This window comes from Rhizobium sp. WCS2018Hpa-16 (assembly GCF_031843705.1).
GTDB classification, from domain to species: Bacteria; Pseudomonadota; Alphaproteobacteria; order Rhizobiales; family Rhizobiaceae; genus Agrobacterium; species Agrobacterium tumefaciens_C.
The window spans coordinates 1,061,538-1,076,888 of sequence record NZ_JAVTIX010000001.1; the positions used below are offsets into that span (position 1 = coordinate 1,061,538).

Genomic DNA, 15,351 nt, shown 5'->3' on the forward strand with positions numbered 1-15,351 from the left:
CACGACGATGAACGGAAACTGAATTAGCGAATTACAATTTGGTAATGCTTGCCGGGTCTTAGCTCAAGATTCTAAAGTTTCCGTAGAGGTCACGACGAGAATGGCCGCCCCGACTATTATCAGGGCGACCTTGTTTTCACTTCGTCAGTTCGGCAGATTTTGCCCACAGATTGATATCTGCGTCCTTCGCGAAGACATCGATCTCAGCCAGTTCTTCCGGGGTGAAGTCGGGCTTGTCGAGTGCCTTGACGCAGTCCTCGACCTGCTCGGGACGGCTGGCGCCGATCAATGCAGTCGTGATGCGACCGCCGCGCAGAACCCATGCAATGGCCATCTGCGCCAACGTCTGGCCACGCCGTTCTGCAATGGCGTTCAGACCGCGAATATTCTCGATATTGCGCTCGTTGAGGAAGGCGGGGTTTAGAGACTTGCCTTGGCTCGCTCTGCTCGCATCCGGCACGCCGCCCAGATATTTGGTGGTCAGCATGCCCTGCGCCAATGGCGAGAACACGATGGAGCCGATGCCGAGGTCTTCCAGCGTATCGACAAGGCCATCCTCTTCGATCCAGCGGTTGATCATGGAATAGCTGGGCTGGTGGATGATGCAGGGTGTTCCCAGCTCTTTAAGAATAGCCGCAGCTTCTCGCGTACGCTGAGAGTTATAGGACGAGATACCGACATAAAGCGCCCTGCCCGAACGCACGACATGGTCAAGCGCGCCGCAGGTTTCCTCAAGCGGCGTGTCAGGATCAAAACGGTGCGAATAGAAGATATCGACGTAATCCAGCCCCATGCGCTTCAAGCTCTGGTCGCAGGAAGAAATCAGATATTTACGGCTGCCCCATTCACCATATGGCCCCGGCCACATATTGTAACCGGCCTTCGAAGAAATCACCATTTCATCGCGGTAACCGGCGAAGTCAGTCCGCAATATCTCGCCAAATGCTGTCTCCGCGCTGCCGGGAGGCGGACCATAATTGTTGGCAAGATCGAAATGGGTAATACCGAGATCGAACGCCTTGCGGCAGATGTCCTGCTTGGTCTTGTGTGAGAAATCATTGCCGAAATTGTGCCACAGGCCCAGCGAAATCGCGGGGAGTTTCAGCCCGGATGCGCCACAATGATTGTATTTCATGGACGCGTAGCGGTTTTCAGCCGGTTGCCAAGCCATGGATTTTCCTCCCTAGAATGCTGTTGCCCTGCGAAGAACTCGCAGGGCGTGATTGGTGCGTCGAACGTAGTGGCATGCCGCCTTCGTTTCAACCTTGCGATTGCGACGAAAACAGATCGAAAATCTTGAAGGACGGTTGTGATGGCTGCGTCTTGTCCTGAGGAGAAAAGACGATGCGCCGCGTTTCACCCGCGGTCAGATCGAACAGATTATCGGAATACCGCCCGGCAACATCGGCCTCGATGACCACGAAAAGCGCAAGCCCTTTCGCCATCACTTCCACCTCGTACTGCCCGTCATCCCGCGACGTGACGGTGTGCGTTATGCCGGATGGTTGAAGATCGAGCGCCTTATAGGTTTCCGCCACATGGTGGCCCTCGCCGGTCATGCCGTTGGAGGCGATGAAATCCCAGGAAAGCAGCGCGCCTTCGGCAACCTGGCTCATATCGATCTCGGCCATCACGATGGCCGCATCCGGCCCGCAAACACCACTGGCGGATTTGAGCGGCGTGCGCGTGCCATCGGTTGCCAGCGCGAAGATGTTCATGTCGATGTCCACCTCCTCCATCGTGTCATTGACGGCGGAAAACCGCACGATTTTGCCGTCATCGGAGGGAATGGCTGATACGGCCACCGGCTGGAAGAACCGCCTTGCGGCGTAGTGCAAAGCCTTCCAGCTGCCGCCATAATCAAGGCTAGACCATGAGGCCACCGGCCATGTGTCGTTCAACTGCCAATACAACGTGCCCATGCAGTGAGGCTTCAGCGAGCGCCAATATTCGACGGCGGTCTTGATGGCGAGCGCTTGCTGGACCTGGCTGATATAGACGAAATTCGCAAAATCCTTCGGGAAGCGGAAGTAACGGAACATGGTTCCGGCAATCCGCTCATTGCCGCCCGCATTCTTCTGGTGCAGCTCTATGACCGGCGACGAGATGTTCATGTCCTTGGCATCCGCGTATGTCCGGATAACCGGCATGGATGTGTAGGACTGGAAGCCGAATTCCGAGCAAAAACGCGGTTTGACCGCGCGGTAATTGTCGAAGGATTTGTTTTCGTGCCAGACGGACCAGTAGTGCATATCGCCAGAACCATCGGCATGCCAGGCATCGCCATAATCCAGATAGCCGGAGGCCGGGCTCGATGGCCACCACAGTGCCGAGGGTGCCGCTTTTTTCAACGCCGTTTCGATGGTCCGGTTCAGGCGATCATAGGCGACCAGATAACGATCCCTGTTGTTCCGGGACTCATCAAACCAGTTCAGAGCCCCAACGAGTTCGTTATCGCCACACCACAGCGCAATGGATGGATGCGATGACAGGCGTTTCACCTGATAGGTGACTTCACGCTCCGCATTGTCGAGAAAATCATCCGTGCAGGGGTAAAGATTGCAGGCAAACATGAAGTCCTGCCAGACCAGAAGCCCAAGCCGGTCGCAGAGATCATAAAACCAATCCGCTTCGTAAAACCCGCCGCCCCAGACGCGGATCATGTTCATGTTGGCTTCCACCGCAGACGACAGCAGATCCTCGGTCTTTTCACGGCTGGTGAGCGAATGCAGCGCGTCTGCCGGGATCCAGTTCGCGCCCCGGCAGAAAATCTCCCGCCCGTTAATCCGAAACGCAAAGCGGCTGCCGGCTTCATCCTTATCCGTCAGCAATTCAACGGTGCGAAAACCGATCTGCCGTGTCTCGGTCTCGTCTGGCAGTTCCACCGTCAGAGTATAGAGCGTTTGCTCGCCGCTGCCTGCGGGCCACCATAGTTTTGGCTTCTCCACGAAGAAGACATGACGAATGACGGTTTCGCCGGCATTCAGCCCGCAATCCAAACGGACCCGCTCCTCACCGAGAGACAGATGAACCTGCACGCTTGCGGGTTGGGCCGCATGCAACGTCACCTCAAGATGAAGCTCGACACCGCCATCGACGTGATGCTGCGAGGTGCAGACATGCTCGATACGCGCTGTGTCCAGTCGCCGAAGTGCAATGGAGCCGTAAAGGCCGAGAGGTGCCAGCGCGATGTTCCAATCCCATCCGAAATGGCACTGCGGTTTGCGCAGCATGTTGCCATTGGCGATTGGCGAATTGCCAGGGTGATAAGGAACATAAAATGGCTGGGCCGCCTGTCGCTCCTCTCCCGCCTTGATGCTGGAATGGAAATGGATGCGAATGACGTTTTCGCCTTTCAACAAGGCACTCGAAACGTCAGGCCTGTAGCGCCGAAAACAGTTATCGGCCGACAGGACGGGAACATCGTTCAGGAAAATCACGGCGACCGTGTCAAGATAATCCACGTCCAGATACCAATCTGCATCGACATCATCGATGTTGAATCTACGCTCGATCACCCAGTCCCGATGCGCCACCCACTGAACGTCATTTTCATTGCGGCCGAAATAGGGATCAGGAATGATTCCCGCGTTACGCAGAGCGGAGTGAACATCACCCGGTATCGTTATCGTCGTTGAATGATCATTCTCGACCGAGGACAACACCCATTCACCCGAGAGATCTACCTCTACGTCGCTTGCGTAAGATGACGTCATGCCATTCGCCTTATCTTTCATTGTGCATTAGCGGAAACGTTACCGTAAAATTCCTCAGGCGTCACGGGGTGTCATCGCTAGCCAATGACATTGACGCTTGCCACGAGCGGTAACCGCTAAAAATTTCAAAAATTTAATTAACTTACAATAGGCTACGGACACATCCTGATGTAAAACATTATATAATTCCCTATCCGATCATGGCAAAAATCTCCTGAATTAGACTCGCAGGCGCTATATCCTCAAGTTTTAAGGGCAAGTCGCCAAGCATGGCGACGCTCTCCGCTTTGCATTCGCATAAAAGCAATCTACGATACTTCGAATATGTATAGTGAGTGTCGACATGAATGACAGCATGAAGCCTGAGACAGGTGGCCAACCGCCTTCTGGTTACGAGCGGCCTACCCTCAAGACAATCGCGAACCTGACTGGTCTCGGCATCACGACAGTGTCTCGCGCTCTTAAGGATGCCCCTGATATTGGCGCCGACACGAAGGAGCGCGTGCGTCAGGTCGCTCAACAGGTTGGCTACCAGCCAAACCGCGCCGGGGTGCGTCTTCGTACAGGCAAAACGAACGTTATAGCGCTGGTCCTCAGTGTCGATGAGGAAATGATGGGTTTTACGACGCAGCTGGTGTTCGGCATTGCAGAGGTGCTGGCCAATACCCAATACCACCTTGTCGTTACGCCCCACACTCACGCAAAAGACCCGATGGTGCCGATCCGTTACATTCTGGATACGGGTTCAGCCGATGGTGTCATTATCTCGAAAATGCAGCCAGACGACGCCCGGGTTCGATTGATGACGGAGCGGAATATGCCGTTTGCCACCCACGGGCGCACGGACATGGGCATCGAGCACCCTTATCATGACTTCGATAATGAGACATACGCCTATGAAGCGGTGAAACGGCTGTCGCTCTGTGGACGCAAGAATATCGCCGTTCTGTTGCCGCCAGCTCACTTTTCCTATCACGACCACGCAAGACGCGGTTTCGACAGGGGCTTGCGCGACTTCGGACTTAAAGAATTTCCGATGACGGGGCTGAGCAACGCCACGTCGCTGGACCAGATCAAGGATGTCAGTCGGACATTGATGAGCGGTAGCGATTATCCTGATGGACTGATTTCAATCAGCGGCAGTTCCACCATCGCCTTCATCGCCGGCGCAGAAGAAGCGGGCAAACAGATCGGAAAAGACATCGATGTCGTTTCGAAGCAATCAGCCGATTTCCTGAACTGGATACGTCCAGAAATTCACACCATCAATGAAGACATCAAGCTGGCTGGCCGCGAGCTGGCAAAAGCTCTTCTGGCGCGCATTGATGGAAAGCCAGTTGAGGGCTTGCAGAGCCTCATTCAGCCAGTCTGGTCCAGTCGGTCACCCAAATTTGGCGCATAAAAAAGGCCCGCACGAAGCGGGCCTTTTTGTTTCAACCTTAGAAAGTGTCGAGACCGCTGCCCCATGGGCCGTGCGGCTTATCGACACCGTCGGTGCGCTCAAAGCCGTGGGCGCCGAAGAAGTCGCGCTGTGCCTGAATGAGATTGGCACTGCCACGTGCGCGGCGATAGGCGTCAAAGTAGCCGAGAGCCGAAGCCAGTGCCGGGACCGGCAGGCCGGACAGAACAGCATGCGAAACGACGCGGCGAAGCGGCGCATCGGTGTCCTTCACCATCTGCGAGAATGCTGGCGTTACGATGAGGTTGGCAATGTGCGGATCTTTTGTGAAGGCCGATGTGATTTCATCCAGGAACTGCGAGCGGATAATGCAGCCAGCGCGCCAGATGCGGGCGATGGTCGGCATCGGCAGGTTCCAGCCAAACTCCTTGGAAGCGGCAGACATGATTGCAAAGCCCTGCGCATAAGCACCGATTTTTGCAGCCAGAAGTGCATTTTCGAGGTCGTCGATAAATGCTTTCTTGTCTGAAGGAGCAGCCAATGCCGTGGGCAGACCGAAGATCTTCTCAGCCGATTCGCGCTCGTCTTTCTGCGAAGAAAGAATACGCGCAGCAACTGCTGCTTCAATCGCCGTAGCTGCGACGCCCATGTTCTGTGCTTCGATGACCGACCACTTGCCAGTGCCCTTCTGGCCTGCCTTGTCGAGAATGAGATCAACCATCGGCTTGCCGGTGATCGGGTCTGCAGCGCGCAGCACCTTTTCCGTGATTTCGATGAGGTAGGAGTTCAGGCGACCCTTGTTCCACTCGGCGAATACGTCGGCGATTTCGGATGCGCTGAGGTTCAGACCGTCGCGCAGGATGCCGTAGATTTCAGCGATCATCTGCATATCGGCATATTCGATGCCGTTGTGGATGGTCTTCACGAAGTGGCCCGCACCGTCATTGCCTAGCCATGCAACGCAGGGCTCGTCATTGTACTTGGCGGAAATAGAGGTCAGTACCTTCTCGACACGCTTCCAGCTGTCTTCGGTGCCGCCAACCATGATGGATGGTCCGTGACGCGCACCCTCTTCACCGCCAGAAACGCCCATGCCGATAAAGGTCAGGTCTGTATCCTTGAGATTGTCGAAACGGCGGATCGTATCGCGGAAATTCGCGTTACCGGCATCGATCATGATATCGCCGCTTTCGAGATACGGCTTGAGGATTTCCATCTGCTGATCGACTGGATCGCCAGCCTTGATCATGATGATGATGGGGCGCGGCGGGCGGATTGCGGCAATGAATTCCTCGATTGTTTCGCAAGGAATGATCTGGCTCTGCAACGCGCCGGCGTCGGCGTAAAATTTCTTTGTCACTTCCGGGGTTCGGTTGAAAACAGCAATCTTATTGCCTTTTTCCGCGATGTTGAGCGCAAGGTTCGAACCCATTACGCCAAGACCGATCAAACCGATTTCTGCCTGTTCCACGGATGTATCTCCAAATTGCCTATAACGGCGATGTTGTGGCACTGTAAAAGCGAAACGGCAAGGCTAACCCGAACTGAAACGATTAAATTTTGATGACGCAGCTCAGCTTTGCAGTCAGCGCATGAGGCCTTTATTCAGTCGTCCGGTCGGTCGTTTCCGTCATCGAGTGCACGCCAACCCGCCCCGTCCATATCCTCATATTGGCCGCTTTTAAGCGACCACAGGAAGGCCACCAGCCCAAGACCCCCCAGCAAAAGTGCGACTGGAATGAGAAAAATCAGCATGTTCATGCGAATTCTACTTCCGATATCGCGGCCTCAACATCCTGCGCTCTCGGCGTTTTCTCAAACCCGTTGAGCCGCAAGGCATTGGCCACGACGATGATGGATGACGTGGACATGGCGATGGCAGCAATCATTGGCGTTGCGTAGCCCGCGAGAGCAATCGGAACTGCAATGATGTTGTATCCGATAGCGAGTGCAAAATTCTGGCGGATCAACCTGCCTGCCCTTTTGGAGATATCGACTGCAAAGGATACGGCGCGCAAATCATCCTGCATGAAGACGAAATCCGCTGCCTGCCGACCGATGTCGGCGGCCGTTGCAGGTGCCATCGAAACATAGGCCGCAGCCAAAGCCGGGGCATCATTAATGCCATCGCCCACCATCAGAACCTTGCGGCCCTGGTTGGCAAGTTCAGCACAACGCTGCGCCTTTTCAGCCGGAGCCAGCGCACCATTCCAAGTCGATATGCCAACCCGTCGTGCCAGCGCCGCAACAGCTTGCACCCTGTCTCCGGACACGATTTCCGCTTCAATGTCATCCTGGGCAAGTTGGAGAATGGCCGCAGACGCACCCGGTCGAACGCTGTCTTCGAACTGGAACTGCGCGATCTCCCTGTCGTCGAGCGATAGAACCACCTCCGATGTGGCGTGCCGGTCGCGCGCTCCTGCTGACGCTGCGCATGCAAAGCGTCTGTTGCCCAATCGATAGATGCCATCCGCTGTTTTCACTGCCATGCCGGAGCCCGGAATTTCGGTGATATCGTCAAAGGTCACATGTGGTCCGTCCAATTCACGCGCAAGCGCCTGGGACAAAGGATGACGGGAATGCGCAGCGATACCGGCGGCAAGCTGCATGATGTCTGCTGGAATATCCGCAGTCCTGACAAGCCGGGGCTGACCCAGCGTCAGTGTGCCTGTCTTGTCGAACAGAACCATATCGGCTTCAGCAAGCCGTTCCATCGCAGACCCGTCTTTCACCATGATCCCGTTTTTGAACAATCGACCCGCAGCCACGACCTGCACCACAGGCACGGCAATACCCAGCGCGCATGGGCAGGTGATAATCAGCACCGCAATCGCGATCAGCAGCGCCTGCTTCCAATCTCCGCCAAGAACACCCCAGGCCATGAAAGAGATGAGCGCCAGCAGGTGCACGACAGGCGAGTAGTATTGCGCTGCGCGGTCTGCGAGGCGACGGTAACGCGCCCTGCCCCCTTCAGCCGCTTCCATGAGGCCGATGATTTCCGACAGAAACGAATCGCGGGCAAGAGCCGTCGCCTGCATTACCAGCGGCCCGGTCAGGTTTAACGTTCCGGCCTGAATGAGATCGCCCGTCCGCACAACGCGCGGCGCGCTTTCACCATTTGCAATCGACATATCTAGATCACTGCTGCCGTTGACGATTTCACCATCCACCGGCACGCGGTCTCCCACCGCGATTGCCACGCGATCACCCGGCATGATTTCAGTGACGGCACGATATTCGCGACTGCCATCTTCCAGCAGCACCGTTGCGCCACGCGGTGACAATCGCGCAAGACCTGCAATGGCAGAACGCGCCCGGTCACGCATGACGTGATCTAGCGCCCGGCCGATCAGTAGGAAAAACAGAAGCGAAGTGGTGGCATCGAACCATGCGTGCTCACCGCTGTGCATCGTTTCCCAAAGCGAGATGGTGTAAGACAGCGTAATCGCCAGCGCGATGGGCACGTCCATATTGGTGCGGCCATGCTTCAGGGCGTTATAGGCTGAGATGTAGAAGAAGCGGCCACCGTAAATCAGCGCGGGCGCTGCAATGAGCGCCGAAAGCCAGTGAAACATATCGCGGGTTGAAGCATCCGCACCGGACCACACCGAGATCGAAAGCAGCATGATGTTGACGGCGGCAAAGCCAGTCAGCCCGACAGCGCGGATCAGCTTGTCGCGCATATCGTCTGAGGTTTCCTGCGCCGAGCCATAGAGATGCGCCTCATATCCGGTTGCGGCCACCGCTTTCGCCAGATCGGCAGGGTCCGTGGTCAAACCGTCCACTTCCGCTTTCCAAACGACGGAAACCCGCTTGGAGGAAAGATTGACGCGGGCACGTTCCACTTGCGGCATATGGTTCAGCGCGGTCTCAAGCGTTATGATGCAGGCACCGCAATGCACGCCCGGCACCGATAGATCGGTCTGGCGCAATCCCTGCCCAAGATCGCGACTTGCCAGCATCAACTCTTCCGATGATGGCAGCGCGCGCTTGAGGCCGCTCTTTTCGAGAGCCATTTCCGTTCCGGGGGCGCAGCAACTCATCTCACACCACCCGCAATATCGATGCGCAATCCCGTGTGAACGATGACCTTGCCGTCCTTCATCGCAATGGCCTCAACAATCCAGTCACCAGCCGCGAGATCATGCTTGGCGGTAAAAATATTGGTCGCCTGCTTGTCCAGATCGAGCGAAAAATCCTGCTTTTCCCCCACCGGGCGGCGGAAGTTCAGCGTGACCGAATCGGTATCGATAGCACCGCGCTGCGGGTGCGAAACATCATAGGCAATTGCGTTGCCTTCAATGTGGAGTGCACCAACGATGCCCGTTGCCGCCCGTGCCTTGGCGGCCTCCGCCTTGCCGTTGAACTGCTGGCTGGCCACATAGGTGTTCGGCGCCACAAGCCCGCTCCAGCTGGTGACTGCATTCCACGCCATGGTCACGTTGACGGAGATGATGGTGCCGAAAAACAGAAGCATGATGGTCAGCATATGCCAGCCGGTAAAGGTGAAATCCGGCTTTTCGCGTGATTTAGCGCTCATTTGTGTGCTCCCGGCCCATTGAATGCGGCCTTGTAATGCGCAGTTTCCGAATACTCGGCATCGGTGGCGATGAAGTAGAAATCGTCGGCTGAATGTGTCGCGGCATCCCCCGGCAGGGTTACGAATACCCTGAGATTGGTGACTTCATCCGGCTTCACATGAATGGTGAAGCTGCGGGCCGGAAGATCGCTGACACCATTGATTTTCATCACCGCCTCGGGCAGCCCGTCGATGGACAGCGTAATGTCGCGAGGCTGGGCGATCATGTTCAGCAGACGAATGGTATAGCCATTTCGAATGGAGCCGCCCGATTCCAGCACATATTGCGGATTGCGATCATGCAGCACATTCACAGCCAGCCGCTCCCGGGTCGCAAGACTGACCATCATGACGACGCCGACGAGACACCAGATCGTCAGATAAAATACCGTCCGTGGGCGGTAGATAATATGCCAGTCGAAATGCCTGACGGAATCCAGAAAGCTTCCATCGGAATTTCGAACTTTCGAGGGCTGTATGCTCTGCGTACCGTTATCGGTCGCAAGCGCCATATTGGCCTCGTATTCGTTCAACGTTGCATAGGCAATCAGACCACGAGGCTTGGAAAGCTTGTCCATCACACCATCGCAGGCATCAATGCAGAGCGCACATGTTATGCACTCGAGCTGCTGGCCGTCCCTGATATCGATGCCCATCGGACAGACGGCAACGCATGCATTGCAATCCACGCAATCGCCCACGGGTTGACCTGCTGCAATCGCCTTTTTAGCATGCTGCGTACGAGGCTCTCCGCGCCAGTCATTATAGGTCACGACCAGCGAATGCTCATCCAGCATAGCTGCCTGAATGCGCGGCCATGGACACATGTAGGTGCAGACCTGCTCGCGCATCAATCCACCGAACACGTAGGTCGTCGCGGTCAGGATCGCGACGGTATAATAGGCAACCATCGCCGCTTGGCCGGTCAGAAACTGCATGGCAAGTGTTGGCGCATCAGCAAAATAGAAGATCCACGCACCGCCTGTCAGAACCCCGATGACGAGCCATGTCGAATGCTTGAGCACCCGTTTTCGGATCTTATCGAGTGTCCATGGACCGGCATCGAGCTTCATGCGCGCATTGCGATCACCCTCGATGTAACGCTCCACCACCAGAAACAGATCGACCCAGACCGTCTGCGGACAGGTATAACCACACCATGCGCGCCCAACGGCAGATGTCAGCAGGAACAGGCCGAAACCGGCCATGACGAGCAGGCCCGCGACATAGAAGAATTCCTGGGGCCATATTTCGATGAAGAAAAAATAGAAGCGGCGATTGACGATATCGATCAGCACCGCCTGATCAGGCGCATAAGGCCCGCGATCCCATCTCAGCCAAGGCGTGAGATAATAGATCCCGAGCGTGACCAGCATCACGATCCATTTGAACCGCCGGAACCGGCCTTCGGCACGCTTGGGAAATATCTTCTTGCGCGACTCGTAAAGCGGTTGTCTGATTTTTGCGGAATTGACGGGCTCAGCATGCAGTCTTTCGACCGTAGCAGAGCCATCACCATCATTTTCGGCGTTGTATATCTTCATGGTCGTGAGGGTCCGGTTTCTTGTCCTTGCGTTTTGACATTTTGCCGGGCAACCATCCTTGACTTAGGTCAAGTGGACCAATGTGACGCACCCCAGGGGATCAGCGGGAGGACCAAAACCATGACGGTCATGCCATCGCGCATCATCCATCTGTCTATCGAGCGCCCGTGGAAAGAGGTCTATGCCTTCGCATCCGATCCCGCCCGCATGCCCCAATGGGCTGCTGGACTTGCCACGGGGCTGGTGCAAGATGGAGAAGAATGGATCGCGTCTGGCCCGCTGGGGGATGTCAGGGTAAAATTTGCAGAGCGAAACGCCTTTGGCGTGATCGATCACAGCGTGACACTGCCACATGGACTGCAGGTCTATAATGCCTTGCGCGTCATGCCAAATGGTGACGGTGCGGAGGTCGCTTTTACGCTGATGAAACTGCCCGGCATGAGTGATGCAGATTTCGAGCGCGATGCGGCGATGGTGTTTGCCGATCTTGAGAGATTGAAGGCGTTGGTAGAGGGGGAATGAGGCCTGAAACCAGCCCTCATTCGTCGTAGTTGAACAGATGGTGAGGTAAGATAAAGCCCCTTACTCCCCGCCACCAAGCGAATGGACAAACAGCGTCAACTGCTTGACTGTCGTATCGCCAAGGCGCGCACCCCAGGCGGGCATTGCGCCATGCTTTGGAGCACGGATCTGGGCAATGATCCCATCCTCGCCCTTCGCCTTCAACCAGATGGCATCGGCAAGGTTTGGCGCACCGAATTCGCGGTTGCCCTTGGCGTCTTCACCGTGGCACGAGGCGCAATTGTCCGCATAGACCTGACGCCCAGGCTCGATCAGTGCCGCATTGTGCGGCGTGCCCGTAAGGCTCACAACATAAGCCGCGACCTCTTTGATCTCATCGCCTTTCAGAATTTCAGCGAAAGCAGGCATTTCCGACATGCGGGTATCGGCATCTTCATTGAAGCGGATGCCATGGGTGATGGTCGTGTGAATGGCATCCACATTGCCGCCCCAAAGCCAGTCATCATCATTGAGGTTTGGATAGCCGTTTCCACCTTCTGCACCAGAGCCGTGGCACTGGATACAGTTGACCTTGAACGCAGCCGCGCCGCCCGCCACCGCAAACTGCATCAGTTCGGGATCAGCCTTGATCTCATCAAAGTTCGATGATGCAATCTTCTCCAGAGAGACATTCTGCGCAGCCTTGGCATCATTGGTTTCCGCTGCAAATTCGGCGCGGCTGTGCCAGCCGAGAAGACCCTGAGTGCTGCCACTGATGAGCGGCCATGCGGGAAAAGCAATGGTGTAGCCAATGGCCCAGACGATGGTGACGTAGAACGTCCAAACCCACCAGCGCGGCATGGGGTTGTTGAGTTCGCGAATGCCGTCCCACTCGTGACCGGTGGTCGAGACGCCGCTGACGTCGTCAATATGTTTATCGGACATGTTCAGTCCTCCCTGAGCGGAATGCTGGCAGCATCGTCTGCGGCTTTCTTGGAACCGGGACGAAGCGTGAAAACGACGACCCCTGCAAAGAACAGGGCCATGGCAAGCAGTCCCCAGCTATCGGCGAAGTGGCGCATGGCAGTGTAGGTTTCCATGGTGCACCTCCTCAACGATAACCGGCGGCATCGTCATAGGTCGAGAAATCGACCAGCGTGCCGAGCATTTGCAGATATGCAACCAGCGCATCCATTTCGGTCAGCTTTGCCGGATCACCGTCGAAATCACCGATTTTCGCCTTCGGATAACGAGCTTCAAGGCTCGTCGTGTCAGCGTTGGGATCAGCCTGCGCGTGAAGATCAGCCACGGCACTGTCGATCATTTCATCACTATAGGGAACGCCCACCATCCGGTTGGCCTTCAAGTCCATCGAGATGTTGGTGACCTTGAGTGGTGTCGTCTTCAGGAACGAGTAGCTTGGCATCACCGATTCCGGCACGACGTCACGCGGCTCATTCAAATGCTGAACGTGCCACTCGTTGGAATAGCGGCCACCCACACGCGCAAGGTCTGGCCCTGTGCGTTTCGATCCCCACTGGAACGGATGGTCGTACATACTTTCTGCAGCCAGGCTGTAATGACCGTAACGTTCCACTTCATCACGGAATGGCCGGATCATCTGGCTGTGGCAAACATAGCAGCCCTCACGCAGATAAATGTTGCGGCCCGCCAGTTCGAGCGGTGAATAAGGCCGCATGCCCTCCACCTTCTCAATGGTATTTTCGAGGTAGAACAGCGGCGCGATTTCCACGATACCGCCGATGGCGACGACAGCTAGCGAACCGACGAGAAGCAAGGTTGCGTTTCGTTCGATGACGCCATGTTTGTCGAGAATAGACATGGTGAAACTCCTTATTCCGCCGGTTGCAGCTTGGGCGCGGCGGCCTTGAAGCCCGCTTCGTCACGCTGGTAGCCGAGAATTGTCATGGTGACGTTGTAGGCCATGATCAGTGCGCCTCCGAGGAACATGGCGCCGCCCAATGCACGCAGCAGATAGTAAGGGAAGAGTGCAGCGACGGTTTCAGCAAAGGAGTAAACCAGGAAGCCCTGCGAGTCGTATTCGCGCCACATCAATCCCTGCTGGATACCGGCTACCCACATGACGGCGGCGTAAACGACGATGCCGAGTGTTGCGAGCCAGAAGTGCCAGTTCACCATCTGCATGCTGTAGAGCCGTTCACGGTTCCACAATTTTGGCGTCAGATAGTAGATCGCACCGAAGGTGATCATGCCGTTCCAGCCAAGAGCGCCGGAGTGAACGTGGCCGATGGTCCAGTCGGTATAGTGGCTGAGCGAATTGACGGCCTTGATGGACATCATCGGGCCCTCAAAGGTTGCCATACCGTAGAAGGCAACGGCCATCACCATCATGCGAACGATAGGATCGGTACGGATCTTGTCCCATGCGCCAGACAGGGTCATCAGACCGTTGATCATGCCACCCCAGGAAGGCATCCACAGCATGATGGAAAAGACCATGCCCAGCGTCTGCGCCCAGTCAGGCAGAGCCGTATAATGCAGATGGTGTGGACCGGCCCAGATATACATGAAGATCAGAGCCCAGAAGTGGATGATCGACAGCCGGTAGGAATAGACCGGGCGGTTCACCTGCTTGGGAATGAAGTAGTACATCATGCCGAGGAACCCGGCTGTCAGGAAAAAGCCGACGGCGTTGTGCCCATACCACCACTGCGTCAACGCATCCTGCACGCCCGAGAAAGCCGAGTAGCTTTTGACCCCAAGGAACGAGACAGGGATCGCCAGATTGTTGACAATGTGCAGCATGGCAATGGTGACGATGAAGGCGAGGTAGAACCAGTTCGCGACATAGATGTGCGGTTCTTTGCGCTTCAGGATCGTGCCCAGGAAGGTGATGAGATAACAGACCCAGACAATCGTCAGCCAGATATCGACATACCACTCAGGCTCGGCATATTCCTTGCTCTGTGTGATGCCCAGAAGATATCCGGTAGCCGCCATGATGATGAAAAGATTGTAGCCCCAGAACACGAACCAGCCGAGATCGCCGCCGAACAACCGTGCCCGCGATGTGCGTTGCACCACGTAGAACGAGGTCGCAATCAGCGCATTGCCGCCAAAGGCAAAAATCACAGCTGACGTATGGAGTGGGCGAACACGGCCAAAGTTGAACCAGGGTTCGACGTTGAGGTCGGGAAAAGCCAGTTGCAGGGCAATGACGACGCCCACGAGGAAACCGACAACACCCCAAAAGACGGTGGCAATCACGCCATAGCGAATGACCCCATCGAAATACTCCGACTGAAGCCGGGCTTTTTCGGCAGGATCAACGGGTGCAAAGGAGACGAAGCGCAGCATTATGGCCGCGCCCGTCAGAAGCACGAAAAACAGCACCCACATATGGGCGGCAAAAAGATCATCGTAGGCGAAAGCCGCCCCGAGTAGCGCGAGGAAGGCCCCGATGCCGACCGTCGCAATTCCTAATACAGAGTTCATTGTTGGTTTCCCCCAACGTCATCGCAGATAAGACGCTGGGCAGGCACCACTCATGAAGGCGGCAAGCGTGCTTTCGCGTCATCTGCTGCTTTGACACCGCTAGGGGCAAGCGGCCTTGATCCATATCAAGTCGGA

General features: G+C 56.1%; 13 protein-coding genes. 2 read left to right on the top strand and 11 right to left on the bottom strand.

The window, feature by feature from the left end; genetic code table 11:
* Nucleotides 1-136: 136 nt before the first annotated feature.
* Together mgrA and RQI55_RS05370 are read right to left on the bottom strand one after the other, a co-directional pair.
* On the bottom strand, nt 137-1,171 hold the full coding sequence (mgrA, locus tag RQI55_RS05365; protein ID WP_243256077.1) for an L-glyceraldehyde 3-phosphate reductase: 1,035 nt from the start codon (nt 1,169-1,171) through the stop codon (nt 137-139).
* A gap of 88 nt (nt 1,172-1,259) precedes the next feature.
* Nucleotides 1,260-3,716, bottom strand: coding sequence for a glycoside hydrolase family 2 protein (locus RQI55_RS05370; protein ID WP_243256078.1), 2,457 nt, complete (start codon nt 3,714-3,716; stop codon nt 1,260-1,262).
* 343 nt (nt 3,717-4,059) lie between these two features.
* Here RQI55_RS05370 and RQI55_RS05375 point away from each other — a divergent pair, with 343 nt between their 5' ends.
* Entirely contained in the window at nt 4,060-5,118 is a 1,059-nt protein-coding gene (locus tag RQI55_RS05375; protein ID WP_243256079.1) for a LacI family transcriptional regulator, read from the top strand.
* Between the two features lie 37 nt (nt 5,119-5,155).
* Here the strand turns inward: RQI55_RS05375 and gndA are convergent, their stop codons facing one another.
* The 5 genes from gndA to ccoG form a co-directional block, all read right to left on the bottom strand.
* On the bottom strand, nt 5,156-6,586 hold the full coding sequence (gene gndA / locus RQI55_RS05380) for an NADP-dependent phosphogluconate dehydrogenase (protein WP_243256080.1): 1,431 nt from the start codon (nt 6,584-6,586) through the stop codon (nt 5,156-5,158).
* 134 nt (nt 6,587-6,720) lie between these two features.
* The gene (ccoS, locus tag RQI55_RS05385) at nt 6,721-6,876 is read right to left on the bottom strand and encodes a cbb3-type cytochrome oxidase assembly protein CcoS (protein WP_082249961.1); all 156 of its coding nucleotides are present in this window, start codon (nt 6,874-6,876) and stop codon (nt 6,721-6,723) included.
* Entirely contained in the window at nt 6,873-9,158 is a 2,286-nt protein-coding gene (locus RQI55_RS05390) for a cation-translocating P-type ATPase (RefSeq protein WP_243256081.1), read from the bottom strand. The genes ccoS and RQI55_RS05390 overlap by 4 nt, the downstream gene beginning before the upstream one ends.
* Nucleotides 9,155-9,655 carry a FixH family protein gene (locus RQI55_RS05395; protein WP_243256082.1) on the bottom strand — a complete coding sequence of 167 codons (501 nt, stop codon included), beginning with the start codon at nt 9,653-9,655 and terminating at the stop codon, nt 9,155-9,157. Before RQI55_RS05395 ends, RQI55_RS05390 begins: the two co-directional genes overlap by 4 nt.
* Nucleotides 9,652-11,238 carry a cytochrome c oxidase accessory protein CcoG gene (gene ccoG / locus RQI55_RS05400; RefSeq protein ID WP_243256083.1) on the bottom strand — a complete coding sequence of 529 codons (1,587 nt, stop codon included), beginning with the start codon at nt 11,236-11,238 and terminating at the stop codon, nt 9,652-9,654. The genes RQI55_RS05395 and ccoG overlap by 4 nt, the downstream gene beginning before the upstream one ends.
* A 120-nt stretch (nt 11,239-11,358) precedes the next feature.
* Between ccoG and RQI55_RS05405 the strand changes: the two genes are divergently transcribed.
* On the top strand, nt 11,359-11,760 hold the full coding sequence (locus tag RQI55_RS05405) for an SRPBCC family protein (RefSeq protein WP_243256084.1): 402 nt from the start codon (nt 11,359-11,361) through the stop codon (nt 11,758-11,760).
* Nucleotides 11,761-11,820: 60 nt separating this feature from the next.
* On the opposite strand, the gene ccoP is transcribed toward RQI55_RS05405, so the two are convergent.
* The 4 genes from ccoP to ccoN are packed head-to-tail and all read right to left on the bottom strand — an operon-like array spanning nt 11,821 to nt 15,216.
* A complete protein-coding gene (ccoP, locus tag RQI55_RS05410) occupies nt 11,821-12,684 on the bottom strand; it encodes a cytochrome-c oxidase, cbb3-type subunit III (protein WP_243256085.1) in 864 nt (287 codons plus the stop codon).
* Nucleotides 12,685-12,686: 2 nt separating this feature from the next.
* Nucleotides 12,687-12,839, bottom strand: coding sequence for a cbb3-type cytochrome c oxidase subunit 3 (locus RQI55_RS05415; protein WP_192066391.1), 153 nt, complete (start codon nt 12,837-12,839; stop codon nt 12,687-12,689).
* Between the two features lie 11 nt (nt 12,840-12,850).
* The gene (ccoO, locus tag RQI55_RS05420; RefSeq protein ID WP_243256086.1) at nt 12,851-13,582 is read right to left on the bottom strand and encodes a cytochrome-c oxidase, cbb3-type subunit II; all 732 of its coding nucleotides are present in this window, start codon (nt 13,580-13,582) and stop codon (nt 12,851-12,853) included.
* 11 nt (nt 13,583-13,593) lie between these two features.
* Nucleotides 13,594-15,216: a cytochrome-c oxidase, cbb3-type subunit I gene (gene ccoN / locus RQI55_RS05425; protein ID WP_243256087.1), complete on the bottom strand. Its 1,623-nt coding sequence runs from the start codon at nt 15,214-15,216 to the stop codon at nt 13,594-13,596.
* Nucleotides 15,217-15,351 lie beyond the last annotated feature (135 nt).

What these genes read in the sequence shown, in the direction of transcription:
- mgrA (WP_243256077.1), bottom strand. Translation starts at nt 1,171, where the DNA reads ATGGCTTGGCAACCGGCTGAAAACCGCTACGCGTCCATGAAATACAAT.
- RQI55_RS05370 (WP_243256078.1), bottom strand. Translation starts at nt 3,716, where the DNA reads ATGACGTCATCTTACGCAAGCGACGTAGAGGTAGATCTCTCGGGTGAA.
- RQI55_RS05375 (WP_243256079.1), top strand. Translation starts at nt 4,060, where the DNA reads ATGAATGACAGCATGAAGCCTGAGACAGGTGGCCAACCGCCTTCTGGT.
- ccoS (WP_082249961.1), bottom strand. Translation starts at nt 6,876, where the DNA reads ATGAACATGCTGATTTTTCTCATTCCAGTCGCACTTTTGCTGGGGGGT.
- RQI55_RS05390 (WP_243256081.1), bottom strand. Translation starts at nt 9,158, where the DNA reads ATGAGTTGCTGCGCCCCCGGAACGGAAATGGCTCTCGAAAAGAGCGGC.
- RQI55_RS05395 (WP_243256082.1), bottom strand. Translation starts at nt 9,655, where the DNA reads ATGAGCGCTAAATCACGCGAAAAGCCGGATTTCACCTTTACCGGCTGG.
- ccoG (WP_243256083.1), bottom strand. Translation starts at nt 11,238, where the DNA reads ATGAAGATATACAACGCCGAAAATGATGGTGATGGCTCTGCTACGGTC.
- RQI55_RS05405 (WP_243256084.1), top strand. Translation starts at nt 11,359, where the DNA reads ATGACGGTCATGCCATCGCGCATCATCCATCTGTCTATCGAGCGCCCG.
- ccoP (WP_243256085.1), bottom strand. Translation starts at nt 12,684, where the DNA reads ATGTCCGATAAACATATTGACGACGTCAGCGGCGTCTCGACCACCGGT.
- RQI55_RS05415 (WP_192066391.1), bottom strand. Translation starts at nt 12,839, where the DNA reads ATGGAAACCTACACTGCCATGCGCCACTTCGCCGATAGCTGGGGACTG.
- ccoO (WP_243256086.1), bottom strand. Translation starts at nt 13,582, where the DNA reads ATGTCTATTCTCGACAAACATGGCGTCATCGAACGAAACGCAACCTTG.
- ccoN (WP_243256087.1), bottom strand. Translation starts at nt 15,216, where the DNA reads ATGAACTCTGTATTAGGAATTGCGACGGTCGGCATCGGGGCCTTCCTC.